General features: G+C 58.8%; 19 protein-coding genes and 2 pseudogenes. 11 read left to right on the top strand and 10 right to left on the bottom strand.

The features are described 5' to 3' along the window. Positions 1–22 precede the first annotated feature (22 nt). From NKI08_RS30730 to NKI08_RS30710, 5 genes and pseudogenes are all read left to right on the top strand, one after another. On the top strand, positions 23–775 hold the full coding sequence (locus NKI08_RS30730; protein ID WP_352774754.1) for an SDR family NAD(P)-dependent oxidoreductase: 753 nt from the start codon (positions 23–25) through the stop codon (positions 773–775). Between the two features lie 19 nt (positions 776–794). Then, the gene (locus NKI08_RS30725; protein WP_352774788.1) at positions 795–1634 is read left to right on the top strand and encodes a transketolase; all 840 of its coding nucleotides are present in this window, start codon (positions 795–797) and stop codon (positions 1632–1634) included. Further along, positions 1631–2653 (top strand): transketolase family protein, encoded by a 1023-nt coding sequence (locus NKI08_RS30720; RefSeq protein ID WP_502899686.1) that lies wholly within the window; start codon positions 1631–1633, stop codon positions 2651–2653. The genes NKI08_RS30725 and NKI08_RS30720 overlap by 4 nt, the downstream gene beginning before the upstream one ends. Before the next feature lie 433 nt (positions 2654–3086). Then, a pseudogene (locus NKI08_RS30715) lies at positions 3087–3233 on the top strand (IS5/IS1182 family transposase); the annotation flags it as partial. Positions 3234–4373: 1140 nt separating this feature from the next. Then, a complete protein-coding gene (locus NKI08_RS30710; RefSeq protein ID WP_352451783.1) occupies positions 4374–4727 on the top strand; it encodes a hypothetical protein in 354 nt (117 codons plus the stop codon). Here the strand turns inward: NKI08_RS30710 and NKI08_RS30705 are convergent. Continuing rightward, complete coding sequence (locus NKI08_RS30705; protein ID WP_023722441.1) at positions 4721–4999, bottom strand: hypothetical protein; 279 nt, start codon at positions 4997–4999, stop codon at positions 4721–4723. The genes NKI08_RS30710 and NKI08_RS30705 overlap by 7 nt on opposite strands. Before the next feature lie 457 nt (positions 5000–5456). Between NKI08_RS30705 and NKI08_RS30700 the strand changes: the two genes are divergently transcribed. Both NKI08_RS30700 and NKI08_RS30695 read left to right on the top strand, forming a co-directional pair. Beyond that, the gene (locus NKI08_RS30700) at positions 5457–5594 is read left to right on the top strand and encodes a hypothetical protein (protein WP_352774752.1); all 138 of its coding nucleotides are present in this window, start codon (positions 5457–5459) and stop codon (positions 5592–5594) included. A 179-nt stretch (positions 5595–5773) separates the two neighbouring features. Then, positions 5774–5962 carry a hypothetical protein gene (locus NKI08_RS30695; RefSeq protein ID WP_023722438.1) on the top strand — a complete coding sequence of 63 codons (189 nt, stop codon included), beginning with the start codon at positions 5774–5776 and terminating at the stop codon, positions 5960–5962. Positions 5963–5969: 7 nt separating this feature from the next. Here the strand turns inward: NKI08_RS30695 and NKI08_RS30690 are convergent, their stop codons facing one another. The 3 genes from NKI08_RS30690 to NKI08_RS30680 all read right to left on the bottom strand — a co-directional run bounded on the left by NKI08_RS30690 (position 5970) and on the right by NKI08_RS30680 (position 7640). Continuing rightward, a complete protein-coding gene (locus NKI08_RS30690) occupies positions 5970–6254 on the bottom strand; it encodes an SGNH/GDSL hydrolase family protein (protein ID WP_352774750.1) in 285 nt (94 codons plus the stop codon). Next, complete coding sequence (locus NKI08_RS30685; protein ID WP_352774748.1) at positions 6251–6802, bottom strand: hypothetical protein; 552 nt, start codon at positions 6800–6802, stop codon at positions 6251–6253. The genes NKI08_RS30690 and NKI08_RS30685 overlap by 4 nt, the downstream gene beginning before the upstream one ends. A gap of 484 nt (positions 6803–7286) precedes the next feature. Further along, positions 7287–7640, bottom strand: coding sequence for a hypothetical protein (locus tag NKI08_RS30680; protein ID WP_352707952.1), 354 nt, complete (start codon positions 7638–7640; stop codon positions 7287–7289). Between the two features lie 243 nt (positions 7641–7883). Between NKI08_RS30680 and NKI08_RS30675 the strand changes: the two genes are divergently transcribed. Continuing rightward, entirely contained in the window at positions 7884–8174 is a 291-nt protein-coding gene (locus NKI08_RS30675; RefSeq protein ID WP_352707951.1) for a hypothetical protein, read from the top strand. Positions 8175–9186: 1012 nt separating this feature from the next. On the opposite strand, the gene NKI08_RS30670 is transcribed toward NKI08_RS30675, so the two are convergent. The 5 genes and pseudogenes from NKI08_RS30670 to NKI08_RS30650 form a co-directional block, all read right to left on the bottom strand. Beyond that, a complete protein-coding gene (locus tag NKI08_RS30670) occupies positions 9187–9828 on the bottom strand; it encodes a hypothetical protein (protein WP_352509686.1) in 642 nt (213 codons plus the stop codon). Positions 9829–9932: 104 nt separating this feature from the next. Then, positions 9933–10169 carry a DUF2442 domain-containing protein gene (locus tag NKI08_RS30665; RefSeq protein WP_352774745.1) on the bottom strand — a complete coding sequence of 79 codons (237 nt, stop codon included), beginning with the start codon at positions 10167–10169 and terminating at the stop codon, positions 9933–9935. Positions 10170–10570: 401 nt separating this feature from the next. After that, complete coding sequence (locus NKI08_RS30660; protein ID WP_352774784.1) at positions 10571–10789, bottom strand: DUF982 domain-containing protein; 219 nt, start codon at positions 10787–10789, stop codon at positions 10571–10573. Positions 10790–11075: 286 nt separating this feature from the next. Next, positions 11076–11378: a DUF982 domain-containing protein gene (locus NKI08_RS30655; protein WP_352509682.1), complete on the bottom strand. Its 303-nt coding sequence runs from the start codon at positions 11376–11378 to the stop codon at positions 11076–11078. Positions 11379–12065: 687 nt separating this feature from the next. Next, a pseudogene (locus NKI08_RS30650) lies at positions 12066–12218 on the bottom strand (IS110 family transposase); the annotation flags it as partial. A gap of 914 nt (positions 12219–13132) precedes the next feature. Here NKI08_RS30650 and NKI08_RS30640 point away from each other — a divergent pair. Genes NKI08_RS30640 through NKI08_RS30630 form a run of 3 tightly spaced genes read left to right on the top strand, consistent with a single transcriptional unit; the run spans position 13133 to position 16029 of the window. Then, on the top strand, positions 13133–14044 hold the full coding sequence (locus NKI08_RS30640; RefSeq protein WP_352509681.1) for a DMT family transporter: 912 nt from the start codon (positions 13133–13135) through the stop codon (positions 14042–14044). 3 nt (positions 14045–14047) lie between these two features. Beyond that, entirely contained in the window at positions 14048–15289 is a 1242-nt protein-coding gene (locus NKI08_RS30635) for an argininosuccinate synthase-related protein (protein WP_352774743.1), read from the top strand. After that, positions 15286–16029 carry a 2OG-Fe dioxygenase family protein gene (locus NKI08_RS30630; RefSeq protein WP_352509679.1) on the top strand — a complete coding sequence of 248 codons (744 nt, stop codon included), beginning with the start codon at positions 15286–15288 and terminating at the stop codon, positions 16027–16029. The genes NKI08_RS30635 and NKI08_RS30630 overlap by 4 nt, the downstream gene beginning before the upstream one ends. A gap of 1 nt (position 16030) precedes the next feature. On the opposite strand, the gene NKI08_RS30625 is transcribed toward NKI08_RS30630, so the two are convergent. Beyond that, positions 16031–16348 (bottom strand): hypothetical protein (locus NKI08_RS30625; RefSeq protein WP_352774741.1); only part of this gene is annotated, 318 nt, incomplete at its 5' end.

Below are 16348 nucleotides of genomic sequence, written 5' to 3'. Positions count from 1 at the left end.
AGAAATAGCAGGAGAGTTCGACATGTTGCTGAAGGGCAAGGCCGTGGTGATTTCAGGGGCCGCGAGCCCTCGGGGGATAGGCCGCTCCACGGCAACGCTGATGGCGGAGCAAGGCGCGCGCATTGCTATTCTTGACCTCGATGAGCAACAGGCCCGTGACGCCGCCGAGTCGCTTGGGCCCGAGCACATTGGCCTCGCCTGTAACGTCGCCGACCTCGATGCGTGCAAGAGGGCTGCTGCCGAAGTGGCCGAAGCCTTCGGCAAGGTCGACGTGCTGTGCAACATTGCCGGGATCACGCAGCCCGCAAAGACACTGGATATCGGCCCGGCTGACTGGGACCGCATGCTCGATGTCAACCTACGCGGCGTGCTCTATCTCAGCCAGGCATTCATCCCGAACATGCGCGAAAATGGCGGCGGCTCGATCATCTGCATGTCGTCAGTTTCGGCCCAGCGCGGCGGCGGCATCTTCGGTGGCCCGCACTATTCGGCTGCCAAGGCGGGTGTTCTGGGGCTTGCCAAGGCCATGGCGCGCGAATTCGGTCCCGAAGGCATCCGCGTCAACTGTGTCACGCCGGGCCTGATCCAGACCGACATCACGGGCGACAAACTGACCGACGCCATGCGCGCCGACATCATCAAGGGAATCCCGCTCAGCCGGCTGGGCGAGGCGCGCGACGTAGCCGGCGCCTATCTCTTCCTGGCTTCCGATCTGGCCAGCTACATCACCGGCGCCGTGATCGATGTCAACGGTGGGATGCTAATCCATGGCTGAGTGGACAATGGAGCTTGAGATGCCTCGCGCTGGCAGCAATGTCAGCCTGGCCGAACGAGCCTATCGTATCCGCCGGCACGCCGTGCGGATGGGTCAAGTCCAGGGCCAAGGTTATGTCGGACAGGCGCTGGGTGTCGCCGACGTGCTTGCCGTCGCCTATTTCCATGCGCTTCGTTACCGGCCGGAGGACACGTTGTGGGAGGGACGCGACCGCTTCCTGCTGTCGATCGGACACTATGCGATCGCGCTCTACGCGGCTCTGATCGAAGCGGGCGTGCTGCCGGAGGAAGAGCTCGAAACCTATGGCAGCGATGAAAGCCGTATGCCGATGTCCGGCATGGCGCCATACACGCCCGGCATGGAGATCACCGGCGGCTCGCTCGGTCACGGCCTTGGCATTGCCGTTGGCATGTGCATGGGGCTGACGCGCAAGCGAAGCGACAGTTTCGTCTACAATCTTTTGTCCGACGGCGAGCTCGGTGAGGGCTCGACCTGGGAAGCCGCGATGTCGGCCGCCCACCACAAGCTCGACAATCTCATTGCCATCGTCGACTTCAACAACCAGCAGGCCGATGGTCCGTCGACGGCCATGCTTTCCTCCGAGCCGGTGACAGACAAGTTCGAGGCGTTCGGCTGGCACGCGCAGCGCGTCGACGGCAACGACATCGAAGCGGTCCGCGTGGCCTTCGACCTGGCGCGCGGGCTGAAGGAGCCTCGTCCGCGTGTGATCGTTTGCGATACCCGCATGGCCAAGGGCGTGCCGTTCCTGGAAACCCGCGACATCACGCATTTCATCCGCGTCGAACCGCACGAATGGGCGCTGGCGCTCGAAGCTTTGGAGAAGGGACGTCCGCAGTGAGGCTGTCAAAATTCGCGCCGCGCCACGCCGTCGACGCGCGTGAGCGCAAGACCACCTCGGCGATGATCGCATCGATCGCGCCCGATGGCGTGCCTACGCGCAATGCGCCGTTTGGACAGACACTGGCCAGACTGGCGCACCAGCGGCCCGGGATCATCGGAATGACGGCAGACCTCGCGAAATACACCGATCTCCATGTCTTCGCACAGGAGCATCCGGACCGCTTCTATCAGATGGGCATGGCGGAGCAGGTGCTGATGAGCGCCGCCGCCGGCCTGGCGCGGGAGGGCTTCACGCCCTTCGCGACGACCTATGCCGTCTTCGCATCGAGGCGGGCCTACGATTTCATCTGCATGGCGATCGCCGAGGAGAAACTCAATGTGAAGATCGTCTGCGCCTTACCGGGGCTGACGACCGGCTACGGCCCCAGCCACCAGGCGACGGAGGACATCGCGATCTTCCGCGGGATGCCGAACCTGACGATCATCGACCCTTGCGACGCGCTCGACATCGAACAGGCCACGGAGGCGATCGCGGACTACAACGGGCCGGTCTACATGCGGCTTTTGCGCGGCAAGGTCCCTGTCGTGCTCGACGAGTACGATTACACATTCCAAATCGGCAAGGCACGCCTGTTGCGCGAGGGTGAGGATGTGCTGTTCATTTCAAGCGGCCTGATGACCATGCGCGCGCTGGAGGCGGCGAAGGCGCTTGAAGCCGACAGGATCGGCTGCGCCGTTCTGCACGTTCCGACGATCAAACCTCTGGATACGGAGGCGATACTTGCCGCGGCGCGCCGTCCGGGACGGCTGGTGGTGGCGGCGGAGAACCACACCATCATTGGTGGCCTTGGCGAAGGCGTTGCCGCGCTGCTGATGCGCGAGAGAGTGACCCCAGTCTTTCGCCAGATCGCCCTGCCCGACGAGTTCCTCGACGCTGGCGCGCTGCCGACGCTTCACGATCGCTACGGGATCTCAACTTCCGAGCTCGTGCGCCGCGTCCGCATTTGGAGCGAATGAGAAGTAAGAGCTCTCCCCATGCAACAGTTGAGCCATCGACTTGAACTGTGAGCTGGCTAACCCCGCCGCGGTTGTCGCGCTCGTCACAGCGTTGTGGACTAAGGACCTGGGCTTCCCTGATGCCTGTCAATCGGGCACATCCTGCGCGGCACTGATTGAGCACCGGCCTCCTGTTCAGATGCGGCTGGACGAGCTGTCTTCCAGTGGTAAGGAGAGAACTTCCTAGGATCTTGAACACACATCGAGGGCATTCGAGGACTTGGTGTCAGGCCCCCTGGTGCCGGTCTCCCGCGAGTTCGACGTAAGCAAGTTTCGGGATGTTGGCTCGTCTGTCCTTCGCGGCATATGGACCGGCGCGCGGCTCGCCTGTTCTCGGAACGGGTGTCACGGCACCGGTTTGGTCGAAGGTTGGTGGCGCGAAGCGAAAGAAGCTGGCCGCAACTACCTCGCCCGCCAGCAGGGCGACGCCGTCCTGGCCCCCGCCGGCTACAACTTCTCGCTCCTGCTCCGGTGGCGGAAGGCTCTTTTGGGGCTACTCATCGCCGCCCTCAAAAGTCAGCCGAAGGAGCTCGAAGCCTGACGGCCGATTACGGACATCTGCTGTTCGAGCAGGCAATCCCGAGCGACAACGGTGTCGTTGACGAACTGCGGCCTCATTTCGAGTCCGCCCATCTCGACGCACGGGAAGTGTATCATCGTACATCAGGATCGACTTCCATCCTGCGCCAACGGGCCCAGACTCCGGTATCATGCAGAGGTGGAAAGCTCATCTTCGGTCTGGCTCGCGATCCGGCTCGCGTTCGTGAGATTTCCCTGCGCCACCGGTCGCCGGGCTGAAGCGTCAGGATATCGGCGAAGACGCGGCATTCTTGAGCGTCCAGCTTGGGCGCGAGCCAAAGAGTAAATTCGGATCGCAGCAATGTTACGATCGCAAGCGGTGACACTCGGTCCGTAGGCCCAACTTTGATCAATCGCGGCCGGGCGCCAATCTCTCACCGCAGGTCCCCGAGTGCGCGCATGCAGTGCCTCCCAGCATTTGTCGGCCGGCGAGCAACGAATTTGCCCTGCAGTTGATGGCCAATCTGCTTGCGGTGATCGATGCGGGGGCAGCATTGTTGGGGTTTGCACGAAATCCGCGTCGCACTGAGCCGGCATCAGCCGCCCCGATCTCGCCCAGCAACAAGGACAGGCCGCACCTAACCCAAGGCCACCGAAGCGGCACGGACGTTCAGTCGATGTTTACCATTCGCTATTATCTTTCGCGAAGCGGCAAGGTTCTGAGTACCGCGCAAGTCAAAGGGCCTGCTCCAGACAATGGGGCGGGCCTTTTTGCGTCACTTTGGAGAACGGACTCCAACGAATTGCCGGTTACCTGAAAAATAGGCCCCAGGCTGTGAAACGTCGAACGTGGCCGGGTTGTTGGTGCATCCGCAATCGGTTGGAAGGCAGGCCCCATTCTCGCGATACTCTGCCAGCGTCAGGGCTGGGCCAGCGGTAGGTTAGGGCGTCACGACCCGCAACATGGCGGCGTCATAGACGAACGAAACACGATTTCGTCCATGTTGTTTCGCTTCAAAAAGGCACCGTCCGGCAGTGCGAAGGACGTCCTGAGCATCTGCATTGGGAGAAATTTCCGCGCCTCCAATGCTGACAGTCACTTTCACCCATGAGAGCGCGTTTAATTAAGTTGGGGTCAATTCGTGGCAGCAGGGTTCGTGCTATGAAGAAGGGACCGGTTCCCAACCGCGGCGAGGCACTTGCCTTCATCAGTGCCAGTCTCAAAGAACTGGAGGCACTGCGCGGCGGGTCTCGTGTATTGTCGCGTCGACTGACCAGTGCGCTTGATGCGCATGGTGGATGCGGTGGCTTCACCTGGGTGACCGCGAGCCCCATCGATGTTTCCTGGTCCAGGGAACCAAAACCTTTAACCGGTGCGAAGAAAAGGCATGACGTCGGCGCGAAAAAACAGCCGGACGGTCACTCCCTCCGCCAGATGCCCTTGATTTCATTAAACCTTTTGTCGGTATCTTCTTGCGGCCCCAATTTCGGCCCTAACGGACAGACTCGTCAGTGAGTCGTGGGGCTCGGGAACAGGAACTTGTACCCTTCCTTGAGAATCCACCGAGCGCGGGCGAGATGAGTTTCCCAGGCTCGGTGCGCCCGCTTCGGTTCCTTCTCGGGATCAATATGCAGCACAGTCCTGGCAACCACGCGCCAATCCTCGTCGTCATAGGCGGCGTCCAGCAGCCACATATACATGGCGACGCGTTTATTGTCGTATGGGGTGAGGTAGGGCTCGCTTGGCGCTTCGTCTGCGACCTCGGGATCCGGAAGCGGGCTGACCACTACGCCGCCTTCTTCGGGTCGCCGATGACGCGCGCCGGCAGATACGCTGGAGCCGGAGGCGGCAGCAAAAAATTGTTGTCAGCTGCAGTGCTCATGGGCGCAATATACATTGCGAATAGTGCCCATTCAACGCTGCGATCAAGATGGACGCGGCACGAGTCTTGCATGGCGCTCAACACGGCGAAGACCAAAGAAAACCGCGTGCGCTCCCTCGGCCATATCAATCGATTTTATCCGACGTGTCACATCCGCGTGATCTAGCGACACCTAATTAAAGCGGCTAAGGGGGACCGTGGTTTGGGGAAAAATTCTTATGAACAGCCAAAAAGACGCAGAGCGTATCCGGGCCGAAATGTCGATCGCACAGGCGATTTACGACGCCATTTGCTAGATGAACGGATCTTCGTACAGGCAAGACAAAGTACCTTTGCGGTGGGATACTTCGTCAGGCACACCGTTGAGCCTGATGAGTATTGACGGCTTTTTCGAATTGCGGGAACTGGCCCGGCGGATAGCGTCGAAGATCGACACGCCTGCGCTCATCAGTCTCAAAAGCCACACCGCGCAGCCGTCGAAAAAGATTGACTTCCACTAGGGTAGATTTGCCATCGCCGTGAAAAGGTTGCTCGAGATCACGTCGAGGATGGCATCCACCTGGCCCGTGGCGCGGTTGTCGCGCTGGTCGACGCCATCCGCGCCTGCGAGGTCGGTGACGCTTGCGCCGGCCCAAGCACGCGCGCATTCTGCCCCGAACCAAAAACTGGGGAGGGCCGAATGTTCGAAATCGGAAGAGATTACCGCATCACCATGATTGTAGCCGTTCCGGGCGACTGGAGCGACGAAACTGGCGTCTGGACGGTCGCGGAAGTTGATGGGACGCTAGTGAAACTCACCAATCCCTACACCCCGGACACGATCATTAACACGGCGTCATGGCATTTCGTCCGCGCCGAGATTGTCTAGGCGCAACTTAGAAGTTGTCGAACAGCCCCGCCGCCATCATGCCGCCGATCAGGTCCTGTCCAAGATTGTTGGGGTGAGTTCCGTCTCCAGGACCCATCCAATGAACGTAGTTGAACTGGTTGATGATGAAGCGGCGGTACAGATCGACCACTGGCACCCTGTTTAGGGCGCAGACCTCAAGCATGGCGTTGGCGTAGTCGATCAGCTGGCTTCCGGCTCCTCCCGCAGTGCCGTCCAGCGTCCGCCATATCGGCGTCGTGAAGATGAGCTTCAGGTTCGGCCGGGCGGTCATGACATCGTCTGGATGCCGTAGTTGATGGCTCCCTTGAAGGTCGCCCCGGTTATGTCCGCATTGGTGCCGATGGGGCACGTCGGGCCGGCGCCGGTGAAGTCGTTGGTGCCGAACGAGGGGATCAGGTAATCCAGCAGGCTGTAATCCACCGATGCCATGCGCGCTGCAATCGCTGGAAAGGTGCCTCCGATGACCGTTGCTGCGGCTATCCGTTGGGAAAAATCACCGGAGGCAATGGCATCGGCCAGCCGGTAAAACGAGAACTTGTCATAGTTCGCAGCATGGTTGGCCATGCGGGTACCGCCGCCGCCGCAGTTGGTGATCGTCATGCCGGTGCGCTGGGCAATCTTGGCGGTCGGCGTGATGCCCGGCCAGATGACACTTTCGATGATGCTATCGCCGAAGTGCGCACCGATCTTGCCGGCGAACTGCGAGGCCGGCACGGAGGCAACGTCCTTGGCCAGTTTGTCAAACCGGCCATGGTTATCGATCAGCCGGCCCGGTGCCTTCTGGATGGCCCAGCCGGGAAGGTAGGCATCCGCGGCCAAGGCCCCTGTCGGAAGGATGCGGAGCTGGTGATTAAGGCCGTAGGTAACGTCGTTCTGGGTGACCACATGGGCAGCGAAATATACGTCAGGCCATTGACCGTTTTGGTTATCTGAACGGTCTGGGTCACCCCGGACGACACCGGAATGTAGTGGATGAACTGGATGGACTGGGCACTCCCCGCCATGAAGGCGAAGATACACCAGACAGTTTCTCCCACCGTCAACCCTGCTTCGGCTACGGGCGTCTTGATGTCGTGCAGCGTGGCCGGCCGGCAGCTTGATGGCCTGGTGCCGAAGGGCGAGCCTGCCGGCGCGTTGACCAGAACAGGAGGAAACCCGCCAGCCGATGCTCCGATCAGGGGGTTGCCAGCATAGTCGTTGGTGACGCCGCTGGCCGCAATGCGGAAGAACGGGTCGATGTTAAGCTTCGGGTGCGCATCCTCCGCCACCATGGCCGCAGATTGGAGAGCCCCGCCGATGTAGGTCAGGCGTGACTTGGCCTTCTGGACAGCCCAGCCGAGCACGAACAGGCATTCGCACCGACGCCGGCAGCGATGTTGAGCCGAACCAGCAGGCTCGTGCCAAACGTGACATCGTTCTGGGTCGGCGTGACGGTCAGCCCAACGCTCATGTAGCCCAGCCCGCCCGCCACTGCCGGGTTGACCGTGTTGCTCTCGTTGTGCGCCACCCCGGATGACACCGTGATGCTGCCGATGATCTGAAGGCTTTGTGCGGCGATCAGATCAACGATGATTTCAACGGGTTCACCAACCCGCAGGCCGAGGTCGGCAGCGGACACTTTGAGGTCCAAAAGCGTCGCCCCGACCGACAGAGACAAGGCGCCACGCCTGTCGTTCAATTTTGGCGAGGTGATATTCGGAAACGGCTTCGTGTCGGCGAGGGTGCGGCATCCCGCAGAATAGGAATATATTCCGCATGCCGTCAAGCACATAGACTTCGTCCTGCCCTCAGCGCCTGCTCGCCGCGGGCATTTTGGGGGGAAGCATGAATCAAGTTACGTGCGTTTGTAGCCATCAGCGTTTTGTCGGGCTGCGCTACTCGCCCAGCCGACATCAAGCCCATGCTGGTTTCGTCCAGCGTATACGCGGGCAAGTCCTGCAGCCAGTTGGAAGCCGAACTTTACCGAACGAGTTCCGACCTCGCGCCGATAATGGCCGTACAAGACAGAACCGCCCGCCGTGACGTGGACGGCGTGTTTTGGCTTGGCTTGCCGGTTGGCAGCATGATGCGACAACACGACATCAAGGTACGTGAAGCCAAGACCGGCGAGCTGAAGGGCAACATGAACGCGATCAACGCAGCCCGACGAAAGGGCGGCTGTGTTGCAGTCTGTAAGCCGTTCCAACGTTAAAAATTGTCGGGTTGCTCCCCGCCCTCGCGACTGCGGAGTGGTCGTTTCATCGATTGACTCGCGTAATGCACCGGCAGTTAATCTCCCCGCCAGGGCAAAAGAGGGGCTATGAAACTGGGAGCAAACGATGACTGTCCAAAAAGAAGACTATCGAACCAACAGAGCCGACTACGCCATAGCTGCGATGCATAGCCGAGCGACCGCTGAGGGCGATCGTGACGATTTGTTGACGAGGAAAAAGTCCCTGTGGGTAACAGATCGGCGATCTGCAAAATTGGCTGCAAACCCGTCCGAAAGCTCGCCAGAACCCAAGGCAAAAGCGCCGCTAAGTGAATCGGACGCCAGCCACTTTCTTACCGCCGCGTACTTCGTTCGCATGGTTCGATTATATTAGATTTATCTAAAATACCAACCAGCCAGTCGAGCATTCCCGAACGCTCGCTGGTCAGGCCCAGCGGCCGCCCCCTAACCCAAGCTGCTGGGCCGCCCGCTAAGGAAGTGCGTTGTATCACTGATACGGTCGTCGGTGACCGCCTCCGTACCGCGGCCGTGATCGCGACCACGTCACCGATGCCAACGCCCCGCATCGTACCACTCAAACGAATGGCCTGGATGCGTTTAGTATCCATTCTCGGGAGACCCACGCATGGGTGTCGCTTGGGAGACAAGTGACTCCCCTTTAAAGGCATCGAGATGCTACGAGCGCTGAAAAGTCAGTTCCTTAGACCTAAAGATCGGGCGATTTGCCAGCGGGTTGTCGACCAGATAACCGCCGACGCTAAATGGTACAGCACTTCGATAGACGGTCAGATTCTGGCCTCGACCACGCTGAATCTCTTTCAATCAGGGGTCGTAAACGAAACGAATTTGCTGGCACATGTTCGCGCGCGGCGCCACGACTTCACTAAACTGACAGGCTAGCTCCACCCGGGCGGAAACAGCGCGTTTCAGCAAATCGTGAATTGACCTGCATCCATGGAAGCCGGTTGGCGGCACGGCAGTTGGCTGAAGATCAAGAGCTACATGGTGGAAGAATATGACTTGCTCGGCGGGTGGACCGGCCGCTGCGATATTTGCTGTCGCGGCGGCCAACACACCCAAGTGGCCGGCTGCTGTCATGCGACCACAGAGCCGCCACGTCAGCCAGCCCAAGATGGCCAATAGGACGAACGACCTTGTAATATCGCTTCATTCGTCCTCCCGAGCGCCGCGCTTCTTTTCCACAAGCGTTTCGGCTCGTGGAGCAATGACTTGTCGAAAGATCCGCGCGCAAACTGTTCATACCGGCTCTTGCCGGTGCTGCCGGAGGTACCGAGCAGCACCGCGAGATCGGGATGCAGGACTTCCCGGCTTCCGCGCGGCAGCGCCAGCGGGCGTCTACGCGTCTGCAGATGATTTCGGGCGAATAGTCGGCGACGAAGTCGTCCAGAGCCGATGCGTTGCAGGGCGGGATCAATGCGACGGCGTGCCTGCCGTGCATGGCTGCCAGATAGGAGATGACCGCGTGTTCCGTCGGCTCGGCTGCTACCGCGACCAGCTTTTTCTCCGGTCCGAACTCGGCTGCCACCGCTGTGACACGTAGCGCAAGATCGCGGTAGGTGATCGGCGTGCGGCCGGGAAAGATCAGCGCCGGACGATCGCCGTGTTCGTCCAAGCGTCGGGTTAACCCCATTCCCCTGATCTCCGTCAATCTGAAAGGCTTATTGCACCCATCAGTGCAGGCGGGGACGCCGCTATCACGTTTGTTGACTGATTGCATCAACTTTCACGGATGTGTTCGCGCGCGAGCGGAGGCATTGGTTGCGACCATGCCCATGTCATCGAGGAACTTTGGCACGAGGCCGGCCAACAGCGGGAGCCCGCGATTCTCTTGGCACGTTGGCAACGCTTGGAGCCGAACACACCTTGCAGCAGCGCCGGCACATCCACATCGGCATCGAGCTGCGGCCAGTGCAGGCCAAGGCCGGTCGGGCTAATCCCGCTCTCGGTGGACAAGGCTCAGAAGAGCCGACATGGGATGAATCGGTTTGTCGAGGGCGAGGATCGCCGGCAAGCGACACTCTTTCCCGAGTGCCTAGACGTTTAGGTGATGCAGGACAATCCGGTCCGACTCATCGAAGTCTTCATCGAGAACTCGACCTCGGCGCCGTCGGCTTTGCCGGGTCGTGCTGGAAGCGACCAGCGGCCTGCCTATCATCCGAGGCCGATCCTGCGAAGCCAGTTGCTGCGCCGTCTGTGTGGAGACCCGCTCCGGGGCACAAGCCGCGCGAACTCCCTTCTCCTTTCCGTCAATATATCGCCGTGCCGCTCTTCGCGGCGAACGGCTGCTCGACGCTAAAGCCGAACGGCGTGCTCGAACCTGGGCATAGCCAACCGATATCGCGCGGCTTCATTTTTTAGTCACTGCGCAGGATTTTTGCTTCGAGCGCGGCTGCGACGAAAGCTCTTCGTGCAGCTGATGGATGAGCCTCGCCACGCAATACTTGCCGACAGGCGTCCATCGGTATCTTCCGTTTCTCGGTCCGACGACTAAGATCACGGAGCAAGATAGCGGCCGCGTCATTGACGTCGAACACGATACGCTCCGATCTGTGACGGCTAACCTTAGCAACCATTGGCCGCTCAAATCTGCTCAAGCCGATCATCTCTCCGCCTCCTCTACGGCAACAGGCCTCGGTCGCACTTCTTTGCCAGCCGAATGGTTCCGCTGCATCTTCGTCGCTGGACTTGGCACTAGCCTAGCGACCGAGTGCAGTGGGTCTGGTTATGATGGGGGTTGCGCGAGATCTGCCGTTTTGCTGTTGATTTTGAGAAGCTTTTGCTTTCGGCGAACTGTGAAATCTCGACACAGTGCCCTCCTTGGCGTGCTACCCGCGCCAGCCTCGCACATTTCGCGTATGCCTACACTTTCACTTTTCCACTGCCCGACTTGCAGGCAGCGAGCCACTGCATCGCGGAGGTTGCATCTTCCAATATAGCGGCCCGTTTCGCAAAGCCGAAAAAGGCATTGCGCGCTGCGCTTACAGGTATTCGCTCGTCGTATGCATCATAGCACGCCTTGAGGGCGGCTTCGTGGATCAAGTCTCTGCGGTTTCCTGGCCACTCGTTGAGGAAATCGATGGCGTCGGCCAGGCTGGCAATCTCTTGCACGATGTACGTTGCACGCTTAACGAAAACTGGGCTGCGGAAAGCATCAGGGTTCATTCGTTCCTCCCGACCTGCTGAATACCTACTTTGCGTGATGAGCCGCCTCATCGACATCCGCCGAGCATTGCAGAATGTGTTGTCAGAGCGATGACGGTTTAAGAGGAAGGCAGCGGGTCGTAGTCCTCTGGTGCAGTCTTCGGAGGGGAGCTTGAGAGTCACGGTTTGGCAGCCCATCACCTCGGGCCATTGGGCAAAGATCTGCACGCTGACTCGAGCGTGGCTTGGGCTCACATGCCAATGCGGCTTCGCACCCGCGATCGGTCAAAGTTCTCCTGTTGGTCGCTATTCGCTGAAGGAAGCCTCGACATTACCGACACGAGCGCGGGCGGTCGGCAGACCGCCGGTCGGTGGTACTCCGCATGCAGCGCCGTCGCCTTCTCCGAGAAACGTCCTCTGTGGATGGCTCCCGCGATGCAAGAGGTAATTGGACGTTACGGCGCGTTGGGCGGGTGCAGTCTTCTGTCCGGCCTGTTGATGCAGCCATCCGAGACTGCTGGCCCTGATGGGACCGGCGAACTGGATCTCAATCTGCCTATCAGGCTATGGTGCTCGGACATTCGACGGGTTGTCCCTGTTCCCGGCCTGACCAGTCTCGCCATCACATCGCGTCGCTCTCACAACCTACTGGTAGCCGATCGATCGGCCCGCCTGTTCTCTGTCCTAAAATTTATCTTCTTCGCAACCTTACACCGCAAGGTTCGCGGCATGACGAGCTTGAGGTCTCGCGCGTACCATGATCGCCCAGACCACACGGGCCATCTTGTTCGCCATGGCCACACTCGCCAAGCGCACGGGTTTCCTGGCGAGCAACGCGACAAGCCGAGGATCCGCTGCCGCCCCTCGAGTTTTGCGAAGGTGTCGGCCCGAGCCAGGCGGGGAACTCCCGACCCGTGCGGGTGCGACGGCAGTCGGCCACGAAGCGACGGGCAATATCCTCGTTCGACACTGCCAAGTCGGCTTCCCGAAACAGCCATTCCTTCAGTTCGCGCGCACCGCCCGGAGAAAGTACGAAGCTGTACAGCGTCCGCAACTACGGCAAGGTGCTCGTGCCGCGTTTCCTTGCGCGCGTAGTCAACGAGATCGTCGGTATGTAGGCCAAGCTGCATCGGGGCGAGGCTTAGAGACCGCGCCGAGGTCGTTCGGGCCGCTCTGCGAGCCGGAAGCCGCCTCGCCCTTCGACTTTTCATTTGCGACAGGCCCTGATGAATTGCCAAGCCGGGCTGCAGCGGGAAACCTGTCAGGATAACAGGATCACAGCGTTCGGTTGCATGCCCGGCAGTCGGACTCATTGTCGGCCTTCTGACAATGTTGGGTATGAAACACTGCACTATCAAAGCGATCGTGTTGTCTAAAAATGGTTTTCTGGATTGGCACGGCATTTGCTTTACTGAATCACAAATACCTACGGCACGAACCTGCAGGAGTTCCTCCATGAACAGCCTCAGGCAGTCGCTACAGCAAGATCTGTGCATGCGAATCCGCCCTCCGGTTGCAATCGGAATGGGCCGAGCTTGTAACCAAACACTCCCCCTACTGCATGTGGGGACGCCAAAATCTCGCGACGCGGGCCACGACTGGACAAAAAGCCGCTCGATCGTCCCGCCGCTTAATGAAGTCCAGTGGTGGGACATCGATGAGCGCCTCGCGGAAGGCCGGACAGTTCCGCGATACCAACGTTATAGGGACGGCCTAATCTGTTTTGACTCGTTCTGCACAGTAGGATGGGTGGCTAGCACAAAGGATACTTGAACGTGGACGTTTTCGAACGTGCTTCAATACCTGCGAGGAGGTCACTGACCTCATCCTTCTCGGCCGACCTGGCCGTACTGGGTGCCGCATTCGTTTGGGGCGCGAGCTATCCGGTCGCGAAAAGCGCACTATTCTATGCGCCGGTTTTGATCCTCATTCTTTATCGTTTCCTGATTACCACGATCTTTATGGCAGTGGTGGCAAGACATGAGATCGCGTCGATCTCTTGGGGCGATTGCATCCGTGGCCTCGTATTGGGGACAATACTTTTTTCAATTTTTATTGCTGAAACTTACGGTGTTGCATCAACAAGCGCAATGAATACGGCCTTGATCATTTCGCTTTGTGTAATTTTCACGCCGATCATTGACTATGGGCTATCGGGGCGACTTCCACCTCCGGGCATATTGGCAAGTGCCGCCATATCCTGCATCGGTGTCGGCCTTCTCACTGGCGGGATCGGCAAGTTCAGTCCGGGTGACGCGCTTGTGCTGGGGGCTGCGATTCTGCGAGCAATTATGGTCGTTTCCACCAAACGCCTTCTGGCCGGCCGGCAGATTTCGTCTGCGGCACTGACGGCCATCCAGGGATCGGCGGTGGCAACACTCACTTTCGTTTTAGCCGTGGGTCAATTCGGAATCTACGGCCTTATTGTGAAGGCCCCCCTTCAGTTTTGGGGCGCCGTCGCCTTCCTTTCACTCTTCTGCACGATCGCTGCATTCTACATTCAAAACGCCGCGGTCAGAAAATCCACGCCGACACGGGTTGGCTTGCTGATGGGAACAGAACCCTTTTTTGGTTTCGTCCTCGCGCACCTTCTCCTGACAGAATCTTTGACCGCAACGGGCTTGATAGGTGCCGGCCTCATCCTCGCCGGAACCTTTTCCGGCATCTTTTTTGAGAGCAGGACCTGACAAATGAACCCCGTCTCAACTTCGATCAAACCATCTACCGGCGGCATTTTGAGTTTCGAAGATCTGGAGGCTTTTCCGGACCGAAACGCACCAGTTGCAACCATGTTCAGCGGCGGTCTCGACAGCACCTACCTTCTCTACAAGCTGCAAAGCCTTGGCTTTTCGAATATTGAAGCTGTCGCGGTGGATGTCGGAACTTCCATCGATAAGCCTTTGCTGGAACAGACGGCAGCCAGGTTCGGCGCGCGCTTTGTCTGTCTCGAAGGGCGGGAAGCTTTTGTCGAACAAGGCGTGAAACCCGCCATTCGGGCCCACGCCAAGTACCTTGGTAACTATCCGTTAAGCAGTTCCTTGAGCCGTCCCGTAATCGCCTCGTTGATTGTTGATCATGCAACATCAATCGGCTCACGGCTGCTTCTTCATACAGCAAGTCTTTCGCAGAATAGTCTTCCGCGCCTTAACAATAGCATCAAGCGCTCGGGATTTTCCGGCAACTTCGGCAGTCCGTATGAATGCTCGGTGATTTCCCGGCAGCAGAAGGCCGCCGCCCTCTCTAAGTTCGGACTGACTTTTGTGACGGACCGCACCTGGAGCGGAGACGAAAACCTCTGGTGCCGGGAATTCGAGTCTGGACCTTTGGATGATCCCGAGAACTTTTCTATCCCGGAAGAGGCATTTGATTGGACGCGCAACACTGCCGCAGAGCAGCCGGTAGAGATCAAACTCGGGTTTATCGACGGAAATCTCGTGTCAATTGATGACCGTGATGTTGCACTGATCGACACAATCCCGCTCCTGAATAAAACAGTTGGCAAATTCGGACACGGCCGCTTTGTCGGGCTCGAACACATCTCAACCGGTGAAAAGGTTCTCGAAGTCCGCGAGGCCCCCGCAGCGGCCATCATCATGGACGCGCTGCGGCACCTCGAAACCGCTTCCCTTGGCGTCGGATCAATCGTGTTGAAGGAAGGGCTTGAGCAAGCCTGGTCCCAGGAGGCGGTTTCAGGTGAATGGGGCAGTACTATTCACAAGATGTGCGAACGGGCCATAGCGTCCGCGCTCGAGGGCGTCAGCGGGAGCGTCAGCTACATAGTCGATAATACGCGCTTTTTACCTCGGTCCATCATAGCCAGCACGCCGAAATACATTACGGACCGCCACCTTTGGGAACACCAAGCCGCGAGCCACCAAGCGTCCTTTAAAACTTCCCCCTCGCCAAATTACCAAGACGGGAGACACCCATGAAAAAGGTCGCACCCCAGGCGCTATGCAGCCTCAGTCAAGAATGCACTGATCATCTGGTCACGAATGGATGGTGGTTTTCCAGAGGTAAGCGCACCGAAGCCGGCTTCGGCATCGAAATTGATGCTGGCTGGAAGAACTTTGCTGACCACTGGAATCGATTGCTTCTCGATGAATACATGCGTGACGGCGGGACCTATCGCTACCGGCGCTATGGTGCGTTTGAATATGACGCAGTTGACGGAATTTTTCGGCTCCTGCCCCATGCCCCTTACGAGCAATCGAAAGCCATCAACCACTTGAATGGCGGCTTCAAGCGCTACTTCGAGCCCTTTGAACAATCGTTTATAGATCATCCTGTCTTAAACAAGATTCTGACAGGTTTCTGCAGAATTCTATGTCAAACCGCTGGACATGATCGTTGGGATATTAAGCTCCATCCCTACCGGATTGTTGCACGCGACGGTGTAAACGGCAAACCAGCACCCGAGGGCCTTCATCAGGACGGGGTGGATTTCATCGTTTCTTACATGATCGGGCGGGTTAACGTGACCGGCGGTATGAGCACGATTACTGATGCCTCAAAGCGGTTCCTCGGCGATGTCGAAATGAACCTTCCAACTGATTTTGTGATTTGCAACGATCGCAAGACGTTTCATGATGTATCACCGATCGTGACCGAAAATCCGAAAATGCCGTTCGCATATCGTGACGTCCTTGTCATCGCCTTCGAGAAACTATGAATCAAGTCTTGAACCTAAGCACGTTGCGACCAATAGCGAGATCGCTGTCCATACCTGTGGGAATTCTTGAGGCAGAGTCGGACATATCGGACGCCGCCTGATCAGTCGGATAATCTGCAAATGGGTGGAAGATCGCTCTTGTGATGTGTAGTTTGGGACTGATAGTCGAGGCTTGATTCCGTTGGACGCGAATGCCTTCTGGCGCATCACCGCCATGAGAATTCTCGTCCACTGTCCGAGTCAGGAACTGCACACGGGCTCGCCGAACAGGAAGTTGGAACGCTTCGTCATGCTGTCTTAGGCGATATAGCCGCCCGGA

It is taken from the genome of Mesorhizobium sp. M0768 (assembly GCF_040320195.1).
GTDB lineage: Bacteria > Pseudomonadota > Alphaproteobacteria > Rhizobiales > Rhizobiaceae > Mesorhizobium.
This window is presented reverse-complemented; position numbering and strand designations above follow the sequence as displayed.